General features: G+C 45.0%; 10 protein-coding genes. 3 read left to right on the top strand and 7 right to left on the bottom strand.

Features of this window, described 5'->3' with window-relative positions; genetic code table 11:
• Positions 1-64: 64 nt before the first annotated feature.
• From QUA80_RS14745 to QUA80_RS14775, 7 genes are all read right to left on the bottom strand, one after another.
• Positions 65-1186, bottom strand: coding sequence for a sulfate ABC transporter substrate-binding protein (locus QUA80_RS14745; protein ID WP_333425636.1), 1122 nt, complete (start codon positions 1184-1186; stop codon positions 65-67).
• A 383-nt stretch (positions 1187-1569) separates the two neighbouring features.
• Positions 1570-2874 (bottom strand): YeeE/YedE family protein, encoded by a 1305-nt coding sequence (locus QUA80_RS14750; RefSeq protein WP_333425638.1) that lies wholly within the window; start codon positions 2872-2874, stop codon positions 1570-1572.
• Positions 2875-3056: 182 nt separating this feature from the next.
• Positions 3057-4013 carry a sulfurtransferase gene (locus QUA80_RS14755; protein ID WP_333425640.1) on the bottom strand — a complete coding sequence of 319 codons (957 nt, stop codon included), beginning with the start codon at positions 4011-4013 and terminating at the stop codon, positions 3057-3059.
• A 285-nt stretch (positions 4014-4298) separates the two neighbouring features.
• The gene (locus tag QUA80_RS14760) at positions 4299-4883 is read right to left on the bottom strand and encodes a Crp/Fnr family transcriptional regulator (protein ID WP_333425641.1); all 585 of its coding nucleotides are present in this window, start codon (positions 4881-4883) and stop codon (positions 4299-4301) included.
• Between the two features lie 84 nt (positions 4884-4967).
• Positions 4968-5699: a serine O-acetyltransferase gene (gene cysE / locus QUA80_RS14765; protein WP_333425643.1), complete on the bottom strand. Its 732-nt coding sequence runs from the start codon at positions 5697-5699 to the stop codon at positions 4968-4970.
• Positions 5700-5856: 157 nt separating this feature from the next.
• Entirely contained in the window at positions 5857-7800 is a 1944-nt protein-coding gene (locus QUA80_RS14770) for an ATP-binding protein (RefSeq protein ID WP_333425645.1), read from the bottom strand.
• Positions 7801-7982: 182 nt separating this feature from the next.
• Positions 7983-9014: a sulfate/molybdate ABC transporter ATP-binding protein gene (locus QUA80_RS14775; protein WP_333425647.1), complete on the bottom strand. Its 1032-nt coding sequence runs from the start codon at positions 9012-9014 to the stop codon at positions 7983-7985.
• A 520-nt stretch (positions 9015-9534) separates the two neighbouring features.
• Between QUA80_RS14775 and gltD the strand changes: the two genes are divergently transcribed.
• The 3 genes from gltD to QUA80_RS14790 all read left to right on the top strand — a co-directional run bounded on the left by gltD (position 9535) and on the right by QUA80_RS14790 (position 15093).
• Complete coding sequence (gene gltD / locus QUA80_RS14780) at positions 9535-11019, top strand: glutamate synthase small subunit (protein WP_333425649.1); 1485 nt, start codon at positions 9535-9537, stop codon at positions 11017-11019.
• 473 nt (positions 11020-11492) lie between these two features.
• Positions 11493-12851: a P-loop NTPase fold protein gene (locus QUA80_RS14785; RefSeq protein WP_333425651.1), complete on the top strand. Its 1359-nt coding sequence runs from the start codon at positions 11493-11495 to the stop codon at positions 12849-12851.
• The gene (locus QUA80_RS14790) at positions 12793-15093 is read left to right on the top strand and encodes a tetratricopeptide repeat protein (protein WP_333425653.1); all 2301 of its coding nucleotides are present in this window, start codon (positions 12793-12795) and stop codon (positions 15091-15093) included. Before QUA80_RS14785 ends, QUA80_RS14790 begins: the two co-directional genes overlap by 59 nt.

The following is a 15093-nucleotide window of genomic DNA, read 5'->3' on the forward strand; positions in this document are numbered from 1 at the left end:
CACTTGCTTTTGAACTTATTGAGGATGCAAGGATTAAATTTAATTAACGCAATTTCGATCCAGATTATCTCCGGCCCAGAGCATTCTCAATTTGATCGAACATCGCATTGTCAGCGAAGAATTTCTGTTGCACCGCATTCCAACCGCCTACATCGGCGACAGTAAACAGTTTGCCAATTCTGGGAAACTTACTGCTAAATTCTGCAGCTACCGTCGAGTTAACAGGTCGAAAACCCGCTTTCGCAAATTCTCGCTGAGCTTCCGGCGTGTAAAGATATTTCACAAAAGCCTCCGCCACTTTAGTAGTGCCGTGTTTAGCTGCGTATTTATCAACTACAGCCACGGGGTTGTCAATGGAAATATTCACTTGGGGGATGATGAAAGGTTCAGCTTCGCCCTGCGCTTTTGCCAATAGAATTTCGTTTTCGTAGTTGATCAGTACATCGCCTTGGTTTTGTTTGTAGAAGGTATCAGATGCTTCGCGGGCATCTTTCGGAAGCACTGGCACGTTTTTGTAAACCTGGCTGACAAAGGTGCGGGCTGCTTGTTCGTTTCCTCCGTTTCGAGTTACGGAACCCCACAAAGCTAAAAAGTTCCAGCGCGCGACACCAGAGGTTTTGGGATTAGCAGTAATTACTTTGATGCCGGGTTTGGCTAAATCGGCCCAGCCTTGGATTTTTTTGGGATTTCCGGCCCGCATTACTAATGCGGCAACTGATTTGCTAACAATTCCGTTATTGGGTACTTCTCGTTCCCAACCTGATTTAATTAGACCGGCTTCTTGGATGCGATCGGTATCATAAGCTAAGGCTAAGTGTACGACATCGGCTTCCAAACCGCTAATCACAGCACGGGTTTGGGAACCGGAACCCCCGTAGCTTTGGCTGATCTTGACATTCTGGTTGTTTTCTCGTTTCCACTTCGCTACAAAGCCGGGAACAATCTTGTCGTAGGCGGATTTGGTAACAGCAAAGGAAACTAAGGTGAGTTCGACATCTTTTGGTTGCTGGCCGATCGCAGCATGAGGGATTAACCAGCTCAAGCTCAAACCTACTGCAAAAAAGAAAGCAAAAACTCTCAGTAGGAACGATTTCTGAAATTTGAGAGGCTGCCAAGAAATAACTGGCCAGGCACTTTTTTTCTTTAAGGGCTGCAAGACATTATCTTTGAGATGATGGTACGGCATTGATTGTGCTTAGTCCCTCTGATTTTTTATCATGTGGGTTGAGCGCACAATTAAGTGTAATGCGCTCGATATAGAGCAAATGCAGCCTAATGAGATTTGCCCGGATAATCTATAAGATTTCGCTGATGTGGCAATTCTTGTTAATGGCTCTAATGGCAAGATTGAGAGAGTGTTTTGCTAGCAATCGGGCGATCGCTCCTTGAGTGAGATCGCCACCTCTTTCTACTTAATCCCATACATTACACTGTTAAATACTTAATTTTTATAGACAAACAGTATTTTATTTTAAAGGGCGCGCTTGACGGGAAAACGCGACCATCTGTAGGGACAAAGACTTTGCCTTTGTTCCTAGCCGCAGCTCGATCGCCCATTAATGCTGGAGATTAATTCTCAAGTCGCAAAAGCGATCGCAGTTTAATTCCCGCAACGCTACCCAACAAAGCAGCAGCAATCCACAGCCAACCGTGCAAACTGGTAGAAGCAATACCGCTAAAAAAAGCGCCTACATTGCAGCCAAAAGCCAGCAACGCTCCGTAACCCATCATGAAACCGCCGCTCAAAACGGCTGCAACTTTGGATAACGACAGGTTAGTTTTGACAGTGAATTTGCCAGCCAAAGCCGCTGCTAAAATTGCACCCAAAACAATACCAAAATTCATCACGGAAGTAACGTCAGCAAAGATGCCTTTTTGCAGGGATTCCAACTTGTCGGGAGTATTCCAAAACGGGTTAGTTGTTGGATTCCAACCGAAAGCGGTAGCAAGTTCTGCCGCCCACAAAGTAAACCCCCAAGTCACTCCCCAAGGGCGACCATCAATTAACAGTTTTACCCAGTTGAGAAAGGCAAGGGCAAAAGCTCCGGCAGCCAGAGGCCAAGGGCCGTAAAGCCATCGATTTTTGATGTGGGATTGGGGATTTTTGAGGAGAGAATCTGCTGTTACGGGTTGCTTGCCGTTGGCGCGATTCCACTGCCAGAGGGCGATCGCAATTAACAAAAATACGCTCAGTTGCAAGATAACTGCGGGCGTCCATCCCAATGTTTTTCCTAAAGATATTGGCGGCAGTGAGGGCAAATTCCACAGGTGTCTGGTCAAACTTCCTGCAAAAGAACCGATGCAAAAAGTCAGGAGGGTTAATAGCATTGACGTGCTGCCGGCACCAATTGTCCAAAGTGTGCCGCAAGCGCAGCCGCTGCCCAATTGCATTCCAATTCCGAATAGAAATGCGCCGATCGCATTTTGCCAGCCCACAGGCGCAACAGCCCCGGCTATTTTGTGTCCGAATGCCTCTCCTGATGCAAGTACGGGAGCAAAAAGTACAGTAGCAATTCCTAACATCAACAAGTGCGCTAAAACACCTGTAATATCGCGATCGGCAAATAATTTGCGATAGGCAGAAGCAAAGCCAAAACTAGCGCGATACAAGCTCGCACCCAGCAAACCTCCAATCAGAAATAAAACGCTCTGCCGCCAGCCGTAGGCGCCCAAACCGAGGGCACCAGCACCAAATAATGTCAAGACAATCGCTATAATCGGACGCTGCGATCGGGGCGGCGAAGTTTTTGTCTGCGGTGAAAAAGCAATTTCTGCGGTGTTGTTCACAATAAAATACCTGACTCCAGAAACAACCGTAAAGCGAGGCAGACTATTAATTTTAGCGCTAAGTTTTTCGCGGCTCCGATTTTTCATCGGGTTGTTCCGTTGGACTACAAGCAATAGAATACCCTGCTTTCCGATTCTCACTCACGGTTGAAAAACCAAATGCGATCGCGCTCAAAATTACGAACATTAATATCGAGATTTTTGCTGTTTTCATTCTACCTCTTCTGTCAATTTTTAGCCCAAATAGCTGTTAACTACAGATTTGTTTTCTACACTGCTTGTTCCGGGCCAGTTTCTACAGGCAAATTTGTCTGGCTGTATTCAGTCCAAGAGCCTTCGTATATCCTCACTTTCGGATAGTTTAGCAAGTGTTTCAAAACGACATATTGCAGGGTCGCTTCCCGTCCCGTACTGCAAGTAACGATGATGTCGCTATTGCGATCGATCTTTTTAGCTGCCAAAATCTGTTTGATTTCTTCTAACGACTTCAATTTGTGCGGATTTTCAGCATCTGTAAAAGTCTGCCAGGGAATGTTGCGAGCGCCGGGAATGTGACCGTTGCGCGTCCAGATTTTTTCTTCGCCTTGAAATATTTTTTCCGGTCTGGGATCGATGAATGTGACGCCTGCTTTGCCAATTAAATTTTTGACTTCATCAAGCGTTACTCGAATTGATTTGTTGTCTCGAACAGTTAGTGTACCGGCCGCGTATTTGGGAAATTCTTTTCTTACAGTTTGGGAAGCTTTGTAACCGCTATATCCTCCGTCGATAACTGCTATATCCGCGTGTCCCAATCGCTCCAATACGTAAGCAACCATTGTCGCACCCAGAACATCTCTGCCGTCGGAATAAACTGCGACGCGACTGTTATCTGTTACTCCGGCTCGCGATAGTAATTGCCCCAATTTATCCGGCGTTAAATACTGTACTGGCAAACCGCTGTCCGGGCCGCGCAAGGTGTTGTCGGCGATGTTGACTGCGTTGGGAAGATGCCCGATAAAGTAGTCCATTGGGTTGGTGCGGACATCGAGAATTCGCAGGTTTTTGTCGCTGGCGTTTTGGGCAACCCACGCGGGGGTAACGAATTGAATTTTACTTTTTGATTCCGCTGCTTGGCTTGGGAAAAATGGGAACAGAGGAATTGCGATCGCCAGCACCACTAGGACCGCAATTAATGCCCCTATTTTGTTTTTTTTGAATCGAGCTTTCAGGGATTTAGTTTTCATTTTCTTTCCTCTTGCATTGTCTCTGTCGAACAGCACGAAAAACTACTCACTGCTAGAGAGCCGATCGCTCTATTCACAAAACTACTTAATCTCGATCGATTTACAGTATATTGTAGGTAGAGTTTTTGATTGTTGCACAGACAGCCTCAGAAAGTCAATAGTTTTTTTAGTAGCTAAGGCTACAATAATTGATCGGGCGATTCCCTCCGAGCAAATTCGCGCGTGCGAATTTGCCCGTGTCAGTAACGGGCTAGAAGCCCGTTTCAAAAGACATTGATTCTACCCTTAGATTTCGTAGTGCCACACCTCAGAAGGTTGCAGAATAATTCGGTGGAATGGCAGACGATCGATCAAGCCTTGCTGCTCAAAATGACCGAGGGTGCGAGTGACAGTTACGCGACTTGTACCGATGATTTCTGCAATGTCCTGATGCGTTAAAATCATATCTATCAAATGTCCTTGCTCTACCTCAGAACCAAACCTCTTAGCCAACCAAGTTAATAGTTGATAGAGCATAAAATCAACTCTTTTGTAACCTCGTATTACCATAAATTTTTCAGCCTGCTGAATGTGATTGAGCAAAATATCTCGATTTAGCCAGCGATCGCCCAATAGTAAAATTGCCTCGACTTTAGTGAGGCATTCAATTTGAAAAGGATCGCATTTTGATATCGGTTTGCCGATCGTATCACCAGGCCCCCACAATCCCAAGGTGATAATTGTGCCATCTTCAAGCCACGTTACAGTTCGCACTACTCCAGTTTCAATTCGCCACAGAGCGTTGCTTCTGTTGGGCAAGTGCGAGCGGCGAGAAAATATATGTCTGCTCGTTTCATCAAAAGTTTTAGTGGAAATAGAAGCAATAGTCATAGCCAGTTACTGAATAAATTAAAGTTAGTTTGTAGCAGGGCAGCAGGATAGTGCGGGCAAAACTCTATATAAATTAAAACTTTACTAGATGCCTGCACCGTCTAAAAACTCTGTAATGAATAAATTAGAATACATGAACAATTCATGTTTTTCTGCCTGTTTTTGCTCTGATTCAGTTGATTTGATCGGAGATAGTTGAGATTTAAAAAGATTAACCTGGTCTTCTAAATCCTTAATTCGATCGAACAAAGCTCGAATTGCTTGAGCTTCTAAATCCGGTATGCCTTGAGAATTTTGAGCATCTTCTAACTGCTTTTTACGAGGGATGATGCGGCCGGGAATTCCCACAACTGTGCAATCGCTAGGGACATCCCGCAGCACTACCGAACCTGCACCAATCCGAACATTATTGCCAATTTGAATATTGCCTAAAACCTTAGCACCTGCTCCCACCACTACATTTTCTCCCAGCGTCGGATGCCGTTTTCCTATTTCTTTACCCGTGCCGCCAAGGGTCGCTCCTTGATAAATTACAGCGTAATCTCCAACGATCGCCGTTTCGCCAATTACCACCCCCATACCGTGGTCGATAAACACGCCCCTACCAATTTTTGCTCCTGGGTGAATCTCAATACCTGTTAAAAAGCGACTCAGTTGGGAAATCAAGCGCGGTACAAACGGCAGGCCGGCCGAATAAAGCCAGTGTGCCCTCCGGTGCAAAAAAAGTGCTTGCAGTCCGGGATAGCAAAATAATACTTCCAGCCAGTTGCGCGCCGCCGGGTCGCGTTCGTAAATAATTTGCAAGTCAGTGAACATATTTAGTCTCACCGTGTTTTGGTTATACAGTATCGGCCGTGCCGACGGTTTAAGCTGCCTAAAGCAGTCTTGATTCTGGCATTATTACATATAATACTGTAATCCGACCTAATTACAGTAGTTAATGAGAAAAAAATTTTTCCTTTCCCAGCCCCTTCTAAGCTGCCTCCGATATTTTCCGCGAAACAAACGGTAGTGCTTGTCTGACTTCTTGCCGCAGCGGAATCTCGATCGAGAATTCCGTCCCCAATCCCGGTGTCGAATCGCAGCGCAGCGTACCCTTGTGCTTTTCTACGACAATTTTATAGCTGATTGACAGTCCCAATCCTGTGCCTTTTCCTACTGGTTTCGTCGTAAAGAACGGGTCGAACAGCCGTTTTTTGACATTTTCTGCTATACCGGGGCCGTTGTCAGATATCCGCACAATTATTTTGTCAGGGACTAAATATTCTGTGGTTATGGCGATCGCGATCGGATTGGCTTTCGCTGCTTGGGGCCCGCGATCGAGGTTGTAACTCTCAAGGGCGTCGATCGCATTAGCCAGAATATTCATAAACACCTGATTTAATTGTCCGGCATAGCACTCTACTAAAGGTAAATGGCTGTAATTTTTAACAATCTCGATCGCGGGGCGATCGGCTGTAGCTTTCAGGCGGCTTTGCAGAATTAGCAGAGTGCTGTCAATGCCTTCATGGATGTTGACAGGTTTCATTTCGCTTTCGTCTAAGCGAGAGAAATTCCGCAAAGATTTGACAATTTGAACAATGCGATCTGCTCCTATTTTCATCGAAGACAGCAGTTGCGGCAAATCTTTGCTGAGAAAGTCAAAGTCAATATTTTCTAAATGCTCTGAAATTTCCGATGGAGGGTATAAATAGTGTTTTTGGTATAGTTTTACCAACTCCAACAAATCGCTACTATATGCGCTGGCGTGGTGGATATTGCCGTAAATAAAATTAATAGGATTGTTAACTTCGTGGGCAACACCAGCAACTAATAAACCCAAACTCGACATTTTTTCCTGCTGAATCAGTTGAGATTGAGTTTGTTGCAACTCTTGCAACGTTTGCTCTAGCTGTTGAGATTTAGCCGTGCGTTCTGCTGCAATCTTTTCAATCTTTTCGGTATAAGTTAACAAGCTCATTAGATAAAGTGTCGCCACCAAAGTTAAGATTGTCCCAAAAATTAAAACAGTCAAAGAACGCCAAAATCTTAGAGGATTAATGTACTCTGGCGTTAACCGCAGTTGCAGCAACCACCTGCGATTTTCAATATTGAGAATGCGGGTGCAACTACTGCCGTCCGGGCAGTAAGCTCTTTCCCCAATTTGGAGTTTATTTTTAATATTTTTGTCGGTGATGATCCTTTTAGTCTTCGCTTCGTAAAAAGCGAGAAATCTTTCTGCTTCAGGAGCCATAGCATCTTGCAGATACACATTGATAAAGTTGAGTTTAGTTTCCTGTAAAGCAGATTTAACAATAGCGTCAACCAGCAAAACCCCGAGAGTAAAACCTTTCAAGTTTTCTGGTTCCATCGCAGAAAAATTTGGCGGCAAGGCTGCGGGATCACCAGGAGAAATTTGACTAAAAATTGGCATAAAGACAAAGACGCTTGGTTGATTTTGTGAAGACCAGTTTTGGCGGTCAGTCGCGATAATTTCTTGTCTTTTTACGGCTTTTTCTAACGCTAGCCGATTGGCAGTCAAATCTAAACCTAAATCTACTTCATCAGTCAGGAATTGCGGCGAGTCAGAAACACGGGGCAGCCAAGCGATCGCCTTCAGGCTCGGATGTCGGTACAGAGCAGTACCAACAAATGTATTAATTTCTGGTTTTTTAACGCCGTCAAATACGCTGTAAAATGCTCCTGCTGCCCGAATTATTTCTAAATTGCCGCTAACATCTCTCTGAATCTCTGTAGCTATTTTGTCCAGTCGCTCTTGCAGTTCGGCTTGCATGGATTTGCATTCCCAATTGTACGCGACTGAACAGGCGATCGCAGACAGTCCCAATCCTGCACAAAGTGTTAATCCTGCCTGGATGTAACGGCGATAACCAACTAAAGTGTTAGTTGCTAAATTGAACAATTTGTTAGCATTCATATTTTTCGCTGACCTTTTTTGATCCTTCCCACTCAAAGCCTGGGAATGAATTTCAGGAGCAGGCTCCTCCGATTGGGAGCCACGAGACAGCATTACCAGGCACGAGCCTGGTAACGATGTAACAGCAGTGTTTTGTTGTAGAAGCTTCCCGATAGTATTTTGAGAAAGATACAGCCGTTGATTTAAATTGAATAAGCAGGGAAAGTCATCGCGTGTTTGGGCTTGACGTAAACCTGCTGATCTCGCGTTAACTGTAGAGAATCGAAGCGCTCGCGACTCACGTAAGCTGTTACTACCTGCTCGGATTCTAACACTAACTCGGTTTGTATTTCCCGCCCTAAATGAATGATGCGGCTGACTGTTGCTAATGCAAAACCCGACTCGGGCTTAGTTTTAATTTCCACGTCGTGGGGGCGCAAAAACACTACTTCCGAATGAGCGGCTCCATTATGGCGAGGCGCTGGGGCGTGGCTGGCGAACAAACCCGCAGCATTCGACAGCACATTGACAGGCCCAATAAAACTCATCACAAAAGCTGATGCCGGTTTGTCGTAAATTTCAGCAGGAGTGCCAATTTGTTCGACTCTACCTTTGTTCATCACCACAATTTCATCGGCTACTTCCATAGCTTCTTCTTGGTCGTGAGTCACAAAAACTGTGGTGATGTTAACTTCTTTGTGAAGATTGTGCAGCCACGATCGCAATTCTTTGCGGACTTTAGCATCTAATGCTCCAAAAGGTTCGTCTAGCAGCAGCACTTTTGGTTGAACTGCTAGAGCTCTCGCCAAAGCAACCCGCTGCCGCTGGCCCCCGGAAAGTTGCGAAGGATAGCGATCGCCCAAACCTGTCAACTGCACTAAATCCAAAAGTTCCTCAACCCGCCTGCTAATCGACCCTTTAGGAACTTTGCGAATTTCCATCGCAAAGGCAATATTTCTCCGAATGCTCATGTGTTTGAATAAAGCGTAGTGCTGAAACACAAAACCGATATGCCTCTCCTGCACCGACTGATGAGTAGCATTTTCACCGATCAGGTAAATCTCACCGCTGTCCGGCGGTTCTAGCCCCGCGATCATCCTCAGCAGAGTCGATTTCCCCGAACCGGAAGGCCCCAACAGCGCGACTAAAGAGCCCCTTTTAATTTCCAAACTCACGTTGTCAATGGCGTGGAAGGAGCCAAAGTGTTTCGATACGTTCTCAATTGTAATGCTCATGACTTTTTGTACCTATTTTAGGAGTTGATGGTATTAACTCCATATATCTGATCAATTTACAGTAGTATATCCTGAAATTAATATTTTGCAATACCTGTAACTTTTTGTATTGTATTTCGAGAGATCCTGATGGGGACGGCGCTTGAAAGTTGACGCTGGCGGGCCGTCTGAGTTAACCAGCGAGGGTTTCCAGATGTGGCTGTAGCCGTAAATGCGATCGTCGGAGAATAAGCCTTGCTGAAATTATGCAGAAACCGGGTTGGATGGACAAAAATACTGCATCATAACCTTTAAAACCTTTAATCCCCGTAAAAAACCCGGTTTCTTTGCTGTCGATCTATCTATATTTTACCGCTGCCGACAATTCCCCGACTCCCGGCGATATTAAAGATTTCATGTACAAATTGCTCAATCTGAGGTGCGATCGCACACAATTTAGATCACAATAGTTAATTCAGAAGCCAGCCAGCTTCAGCTTTGAGAAACTGACAGAATAGTAAATTCTAACGAGAACACCACTATGGGAAAACCAACAGGCTTTATCGAATTCTTGCGCGAATTGCCCTCCGAACTCTCACCAGTCGAGAGAGTCCACAACTGGGACGAATTTCACCTGCCGATGGATGAGGACAAACTCCGCACCCAAGGCGCGCGCTGCATGGATTGCGGCATTCCGTTTTGCCACACGGGCACAATTATCAGCGGCATGGCAAGCGGCTGCCCGATTAACAACCTCATCCCCGAATGGAACGACCTAGTATATCGCGGACTCTGGAAAGAAGCCCTAGACAGACTCCACAAAACGAACAACTTCCCTGAATTCACCGGCCGCGTCTGTCCCGCACCCTGCGAAGGCGCTTGCGTGCTCGGCATCAACAACCCGCCAGTCACGATTAAAAACATCGAAGCCTCGATAATCGACAAAGGCTGGGATGAAGGCTGGATTACCGCCGAACCGCCAGCCAAACGCACCGGCAAAAAAATCGCCGTCATCGGTTCCGGGCCCGCCGGTTTGTCCGCCGCCGCGCAACTCAACAAAGCCGGTCATTGGGTAACAGTATACGAAAGAGCCGATCGACCAGGCGGCCTGCTAATGTACGGCATCCCCAACATGAAGCTAGACAAAGAACAAGTCGTAATGCGCCGCCTGAAAGTCCTCGAAGACGAAGGCGTGACATTCGTCTGCAACACCGAAGTCGGCAAAGACTTACCAGCAGAACAACTGCTAAAAGAATACGACTCCGTTGTGCTCTGTACCGGCGCCACCAAACCCCGCGACTTGGGCATCCCCGGCCGGGAATTAAAAGGCATCCACTTCGCAATGGACTTCCTGACTGCGAACACCAAAGCACTTCTAGACAAGAGCACCAACGGCAACTTCATCTCCGCCGAAGGCAAAGATGTCGTCATCATCGGCGGCGGCGACACCGGTACCGACTGCGTGGGCACCTCCATCCGCCACGGCTGCAAAAGCCTCGTACAGCTAGAAATCCTGCCCAAACCGCCTTCAGAACGCGCGGCCAACAATCCCTGGCCCGAATGGCCGAAAGTCTACCGTCTCGACTACGGCCAAGAAGAAGCGGCAGCCAAATTTGGCGACGACCCCCGCGGGTATCTCACCACCGCCACGAAGTTCGAGGGCGACGAAAACGGCAATGTCAAAGCCGTCCATACCGTTGAGGTGGAGTGGGCGAAAAACGAGAAAGGGCAGTTCATTCCGAAACAAATCCCGGGCACCGAAAAAGTGTTGCCCGCACAGCTTGTGTTGCTAGCGATGGGCTTCCTCGGCCCCGAACAGCCCTTGCTGGATGACTTGGGATTGGAACGCGACGCCCGCAGCAACGTGAAAGCCGAGCACGAAAAATATACAACCAGCATTCCCGGAGTTTTCGCGGCTGGAGACTGTCGCCGGGGACAAAGTTTGGTTGTTTGGGCAATTAACGAAGGGCGGGGCGTGGCCCGGGAGTGCGACCTTTATCTGATGGGGAGCACTGATTTGCCGTAATTGGTAGGATTTACAGTAGGGACACGGCGTCGTGCCTTTCGTCGTGTCAACTTAAGCTTTTCGTCAGCCAGTCCTTCCGCCTACCGGGCAGTCCGCCAGGGAATGAATTCCCTGTCTAATAGCGAAAGTCCTCTGAAGAGGACTAATCAGTTTACCAGTCTTTTTCTCAGTCCTCTTAAGAGGACTTTCGCTTTGAGGCAGGGGTTGAAACCCCTGCCGGACTGAGGGTTTAACGCCCTTGTTGACAGCATTGAGGACACGGCAGCGCCGTTTCCCTACCCGATAATCTGTACTTCACTCGACTGAAAACTGGTATATTACCGATTAGTTTGTAGTAAGGAATTCAGTCCTTTCTTTTCTCACGGCTAAAGTCCTGACTGCGAACCTATTTTGCTAAAATACAAGTACATAAACAACTTAACTTTGATACATTATTCAGTTTTCCTGCAACAAATATACTAAATGAAAAACTTATGACTACTCATCCTATCAACCGCGCAACTACCCTCAAAACTGCTTTTCGAGTTTGTAATGTCGAACCATTAGAAGGCGATGACCTCGATCGCTATTATGTTGATTTATCAAAGGTTCGTAAAACAGAAGCGATCGCAGGTGTCAGTAATATTTTAGACTTTCAAGAACCCGAACAGTTTACTACAATCCTGTTTACAGGGCATCGGGGCTGCGGCAAAAGCACCGAATTGAAGCGAATTCAAAAGCACTGGGAAAAAGATTATCGCGTCATTTATCTGGAGGTGGACGAACAAACAGATATTAATGATGTCAGTTATACAGATTTCTATTTAATCGCTATCAAGCAGGTTGAGTTTGAAATGCGGGGGCTGGGGCTGAAATTAGATACTCGGCTGATGGATAATTTTGAGGCTTGGTTTAAGGAGGTCACTCAAGAAACAGAACAGACTGTGGAAAGTTCCGTAAGCATCCAAGGAGAAGCAACCTTGGGGCCAGAAGCTCCATTTTTAGCAAAGTTATTGGTTAAGTTACTGGCACAAATCAAAGGCTCAGATAAGCAGAAAAAAACTATTCGCCAAACTTTAGAAAAAGATATTTCACGATTAAAAGCAGATATCAACTTGCTGTTAAATGATGCTGTTAAAAAATTGCGAAAGAAGTTTCATAATTATAAAGGTTTTCTGATTATATTTGATAATTTAGACCGCGTTCCGCCCAAGGTGGCAAACCATTTATTTTTTGACTATGCTGCTCAACTTCAAGAACTGAACAGTACGATAATTTACACTGTTCCGCTTTCTGTTCTTTACTCGTCTCAAAATGCCATAAAGAATTTTGACTGTCCTCACATTGTCCCAATGGTCAATATTTATGAATTTAATCGAGATAGCTGTGACTTAAACTACAACGAAGTTAGCTTAAATGCTATGGCTAGTTTAGTCGAACGTCGCGTTGAAGTTGACAAAATCTTTGAGTCTCGCGAACAATTGCTGGAATTAGCAAAAGCCAGCGGCGGTCACGTTCGTCAACTCATGCAGATGATGCGGACGGCTTGCATAACCGCCAGCGGTCGCAGTCATGCTAAAATAATGGCTGAAGATGTTACCTATGCAGTCAAACAAGAACAGTTTAATTTTGAGCGGTTCATCCCACAAGATCATTATCCTGTTTTAGCTCAAGTTTGTTTGACGAAAAATATTAATAAAGATGAAATCAGTGAATTAATATTATTTAATCTTTCGGTTTTGGAATATAACGGCAAAAATCGATGGAACTATCCGAATCCGGTGGTGAAGCAAAATGAAGAATTCCAAAAAGCTCTTCGAGATGCCAGACAATCCAATGTTAACCCTGAATAATCGGGATTTAAAAATTGGGCAGTTTCTAGCGGTAAATCAGCAGGCCTTTACTGAACTGTTGACGTTTGTTGATTTTTCGGACAAGTTTACGATTGGGTTTGTAGAAGTTAATTTTAATGCAGAAGCTGATTGGTTAATTGAGGGTTTAAAAAATCATCCCATTTCTCAAGAAAATCAATTTGAAGTTTTGAATTTTGATGAAAATTTGCGCTTTCTCCGAGACGAAATTATAAAAATTTTACCGACAATTAAGCGAGAGGAAAATAAAGAATTAGTTTTAATTGTGCGGGGATTGGAAAAATCTATTGGCAAATTTGGCGAATATCCTCCGGTTTTACAAGACCTCAATTTTGTGCGAGATGCTTATAAAAGCAGCGTTCCGCATCCGATGCTGTTTGTTTTGCCGGACTATGCAATTACTCGTTTGGCGAAGTTTGCACCGGATTTTTGGGCGTGGAGATCGGGTGTATTTCTGTTTAAAACTACTCAAGCTACTAGAGATGAAGCCGTTGCTCGAACTCTCGATATGGAAAAAATTTTTAGGACATTAAACCCACCGGAGAAGAAAGAAAGAATAGAACTTTTAGAGTCTTTGTTGATGGAATACAGTCCGAGCCATTCTGGTTCTGAAAAAAATCCTAGTGCTTGCAGCAACATTTTACATCAATTAGGAGTTGCTTATCTCAGTCAAGAAAAGCCAGCTAAAGCGAGAGAATATTTAGAAAAAGCATTGGAGTTGACTGTTGAAACAAAAAATTTAGCGCTGCAAGCTCAAGTATACCAGGGATTGGGAGAATCTTATCAGCAAGAGCAACAATTTTTGGCGGCAGTGAATGCCTATCAAAAATCGCTGGAAATTGCCCGCAAACAGGAAAACCGCCACGGGGAAGCTAATGCTTTATATGGTTTGGGTAATGTCTTTCAGAAGTTGCGGGATTGGTCACAAGCAAAGGTTTTTTATCAGGAATATTTAGAGATTGCACAAGCAGTAGGGAATATTTACTTGCAAGCTATTGCCTATTTACTGTTAGGATGGGTAGCAAAAGAAATGTGGAATCTGAATGAGGCTGAGTGGTATTATCAACAAATTTTAGAAAAATTCAGTGAATTGCCAGATGTTCCCTTTGTTATGATAATTAGTTTATTATTGGGAGAAATTGAGCTAAAGCGTGGCAATTGGGATGAAGCGGAGAGATTGTACCGGCAATCTTTGGAATTGATGACAAAATTGGGCGATCTCTCTGGTATGGCAACTTGTTTGGGACAATTGGGAGATATTGAGCGAAATCGCGGTAATTGGGATGAAGCTGAGAGATTGTACCGACAATGTTTGGAATTAAGGACAGAATTAGGAGATCGCTCTGGCATGGCAACTTGTTGGGGACAATTGGGAGATATTGAGCGATGGCGTGGCAATTGGGATGAAGCCGAGAGATTATACCGACAATGTTTGGAAATTATGACAGAATTAGGCGATCGCTCTGTTATGTCAAGTAGTTGGGGAGTATTGGGAGATATTGAGCTAAAGCGTGGTAATTGGGATGAAGCTGAAAGATTATACCGACAATGTTTAGAATTTAAGACAGAATTGGGAGATAGTTCTGGTATGGCCACTTGTTGGAGACAATTGGGAGATATCGAGCGAAATCGCGGCAATTGGGATGAAGCGGAGAGATTGTACCGGCAATCTTTGGAAGTTGAGAGAGGATTGGGAGATCGCTCTGGTATAGCAAGTTGCTGGGAGCTATTGGGAGATATCGAGTTAAGACGTGGCAATTGGGATAAAGCGGAGATATTGTATCAGCAATCTTTGCAATTAAGGATAGAATTAGGAGATCGGTCTGGTATGGCAATTTGTTGGGGACTATTGGGAAATATAGAGAAAAATCTCGGCAATTGGGATGAAGCTAAGAAATTGTACCGACAATGTTTGGAATTTAAGACAAAATTGGGCGATCGCTCTAATATAGCAAGTTCGATCGGTTGTTTGGGAGAAATCGAAATGCTTAGGGGGAATTTAGATGCGGCAGAACCACTTTTAAAAGACTATTTAGCGAAATTCCAAGAACTGGGAGAATCTAGCAACATTGCGGAGGCTAACTATGATTTAGCACGACTTTACCGCAAACGTAACAACCCAGAACTTGCCGAACAACATTACAACACAGCCCATCAAATCTTTCAGCAATTGGGAGCCGCGAAAGACTTAGAAAGAATCGAGCGAGAGTGGGAATCCGATTAA

The sequence above is a fragment of the Microcoleus sp. F4-D5 genome, assembly GCF_036704885.1.
Classification (GTDB): Bacteria; Cyanobacteriota; Cyanobacteriia; order Cyanobacteriales; family Microcoleaceae; genus Microcoleus.

Bases quoted from the DNA above. Each gene is read 5' to 3' on its own strand.
- QUA80_RS14745 (WP_333425636.1), bottom strand. From the start codon at position 1,186: ATGCCGTACCATCATCTCAAAGATAATGTCTTGCAGCCCTTAAAGAAA.
- QUA80_RS14750 (WP_333425638.1), bottom strand. From the start codon at position 2,874: ATGAAAAATCGGAGCCGCGAAAAACTTAGCGCTAAAATTAATAGTCTG.
- QUA80_RS14755 (WP_333425640.1), bottom strand. From the start codon at position 4,013: ATGAAAACTAAATCCCTGAAAGCTCGATTCAAAAAAAACAAAATAGGG.
- QUA80_RS14760 (WP_333425641.1), bottom strand. From the start codon at position 4,883: ATGACTATTGCTTCTATTTCCACTAAAACTTTTGATGAAACGAGCAGA.
- cysE (WP_333425643.1), bottom strand. From the start codon at position 5,699: ATGTTCACTGACTTGCAAATTATTTACGAACGCGACCCGGCGGCGCGC.
- QUA80_RS14770 (WP_333425645.1), bottom strand. From the start codon at position 7,800: ATGAATGCTAACAAATTGTTCAATTTAGCAACTAACACTTTAGTTGGT.
- QUA80_RS14775 (WP_333425647.1), bottom strand. From the start codon at position 9,014: ATGAGCATTACAATTGAGAACGTATCGAAACACTTTGGCTCCTTCCAC.
- gltD (WP_333425649.1), top strand. From the start codon at position 9,535: ATGGGAAAACCAACAGGCTTTATCGAATTCTTGCGCGAATTGCCCTCC.
- QUA80_RS14785 (WP_333425651.1), top strand. From the start codon at position 11,493: ATGACTACTCATCCTATCAACCGCGCAACTACCCTCAAAACTGCTTTT.
- QUA80_RS14790 (WP_333425653.1), top strand. From the start codon at position 12,793: ATGAAGAATTCCAAAAAGCTCTTCGAGATGCCAGACAATCCAATGTTA.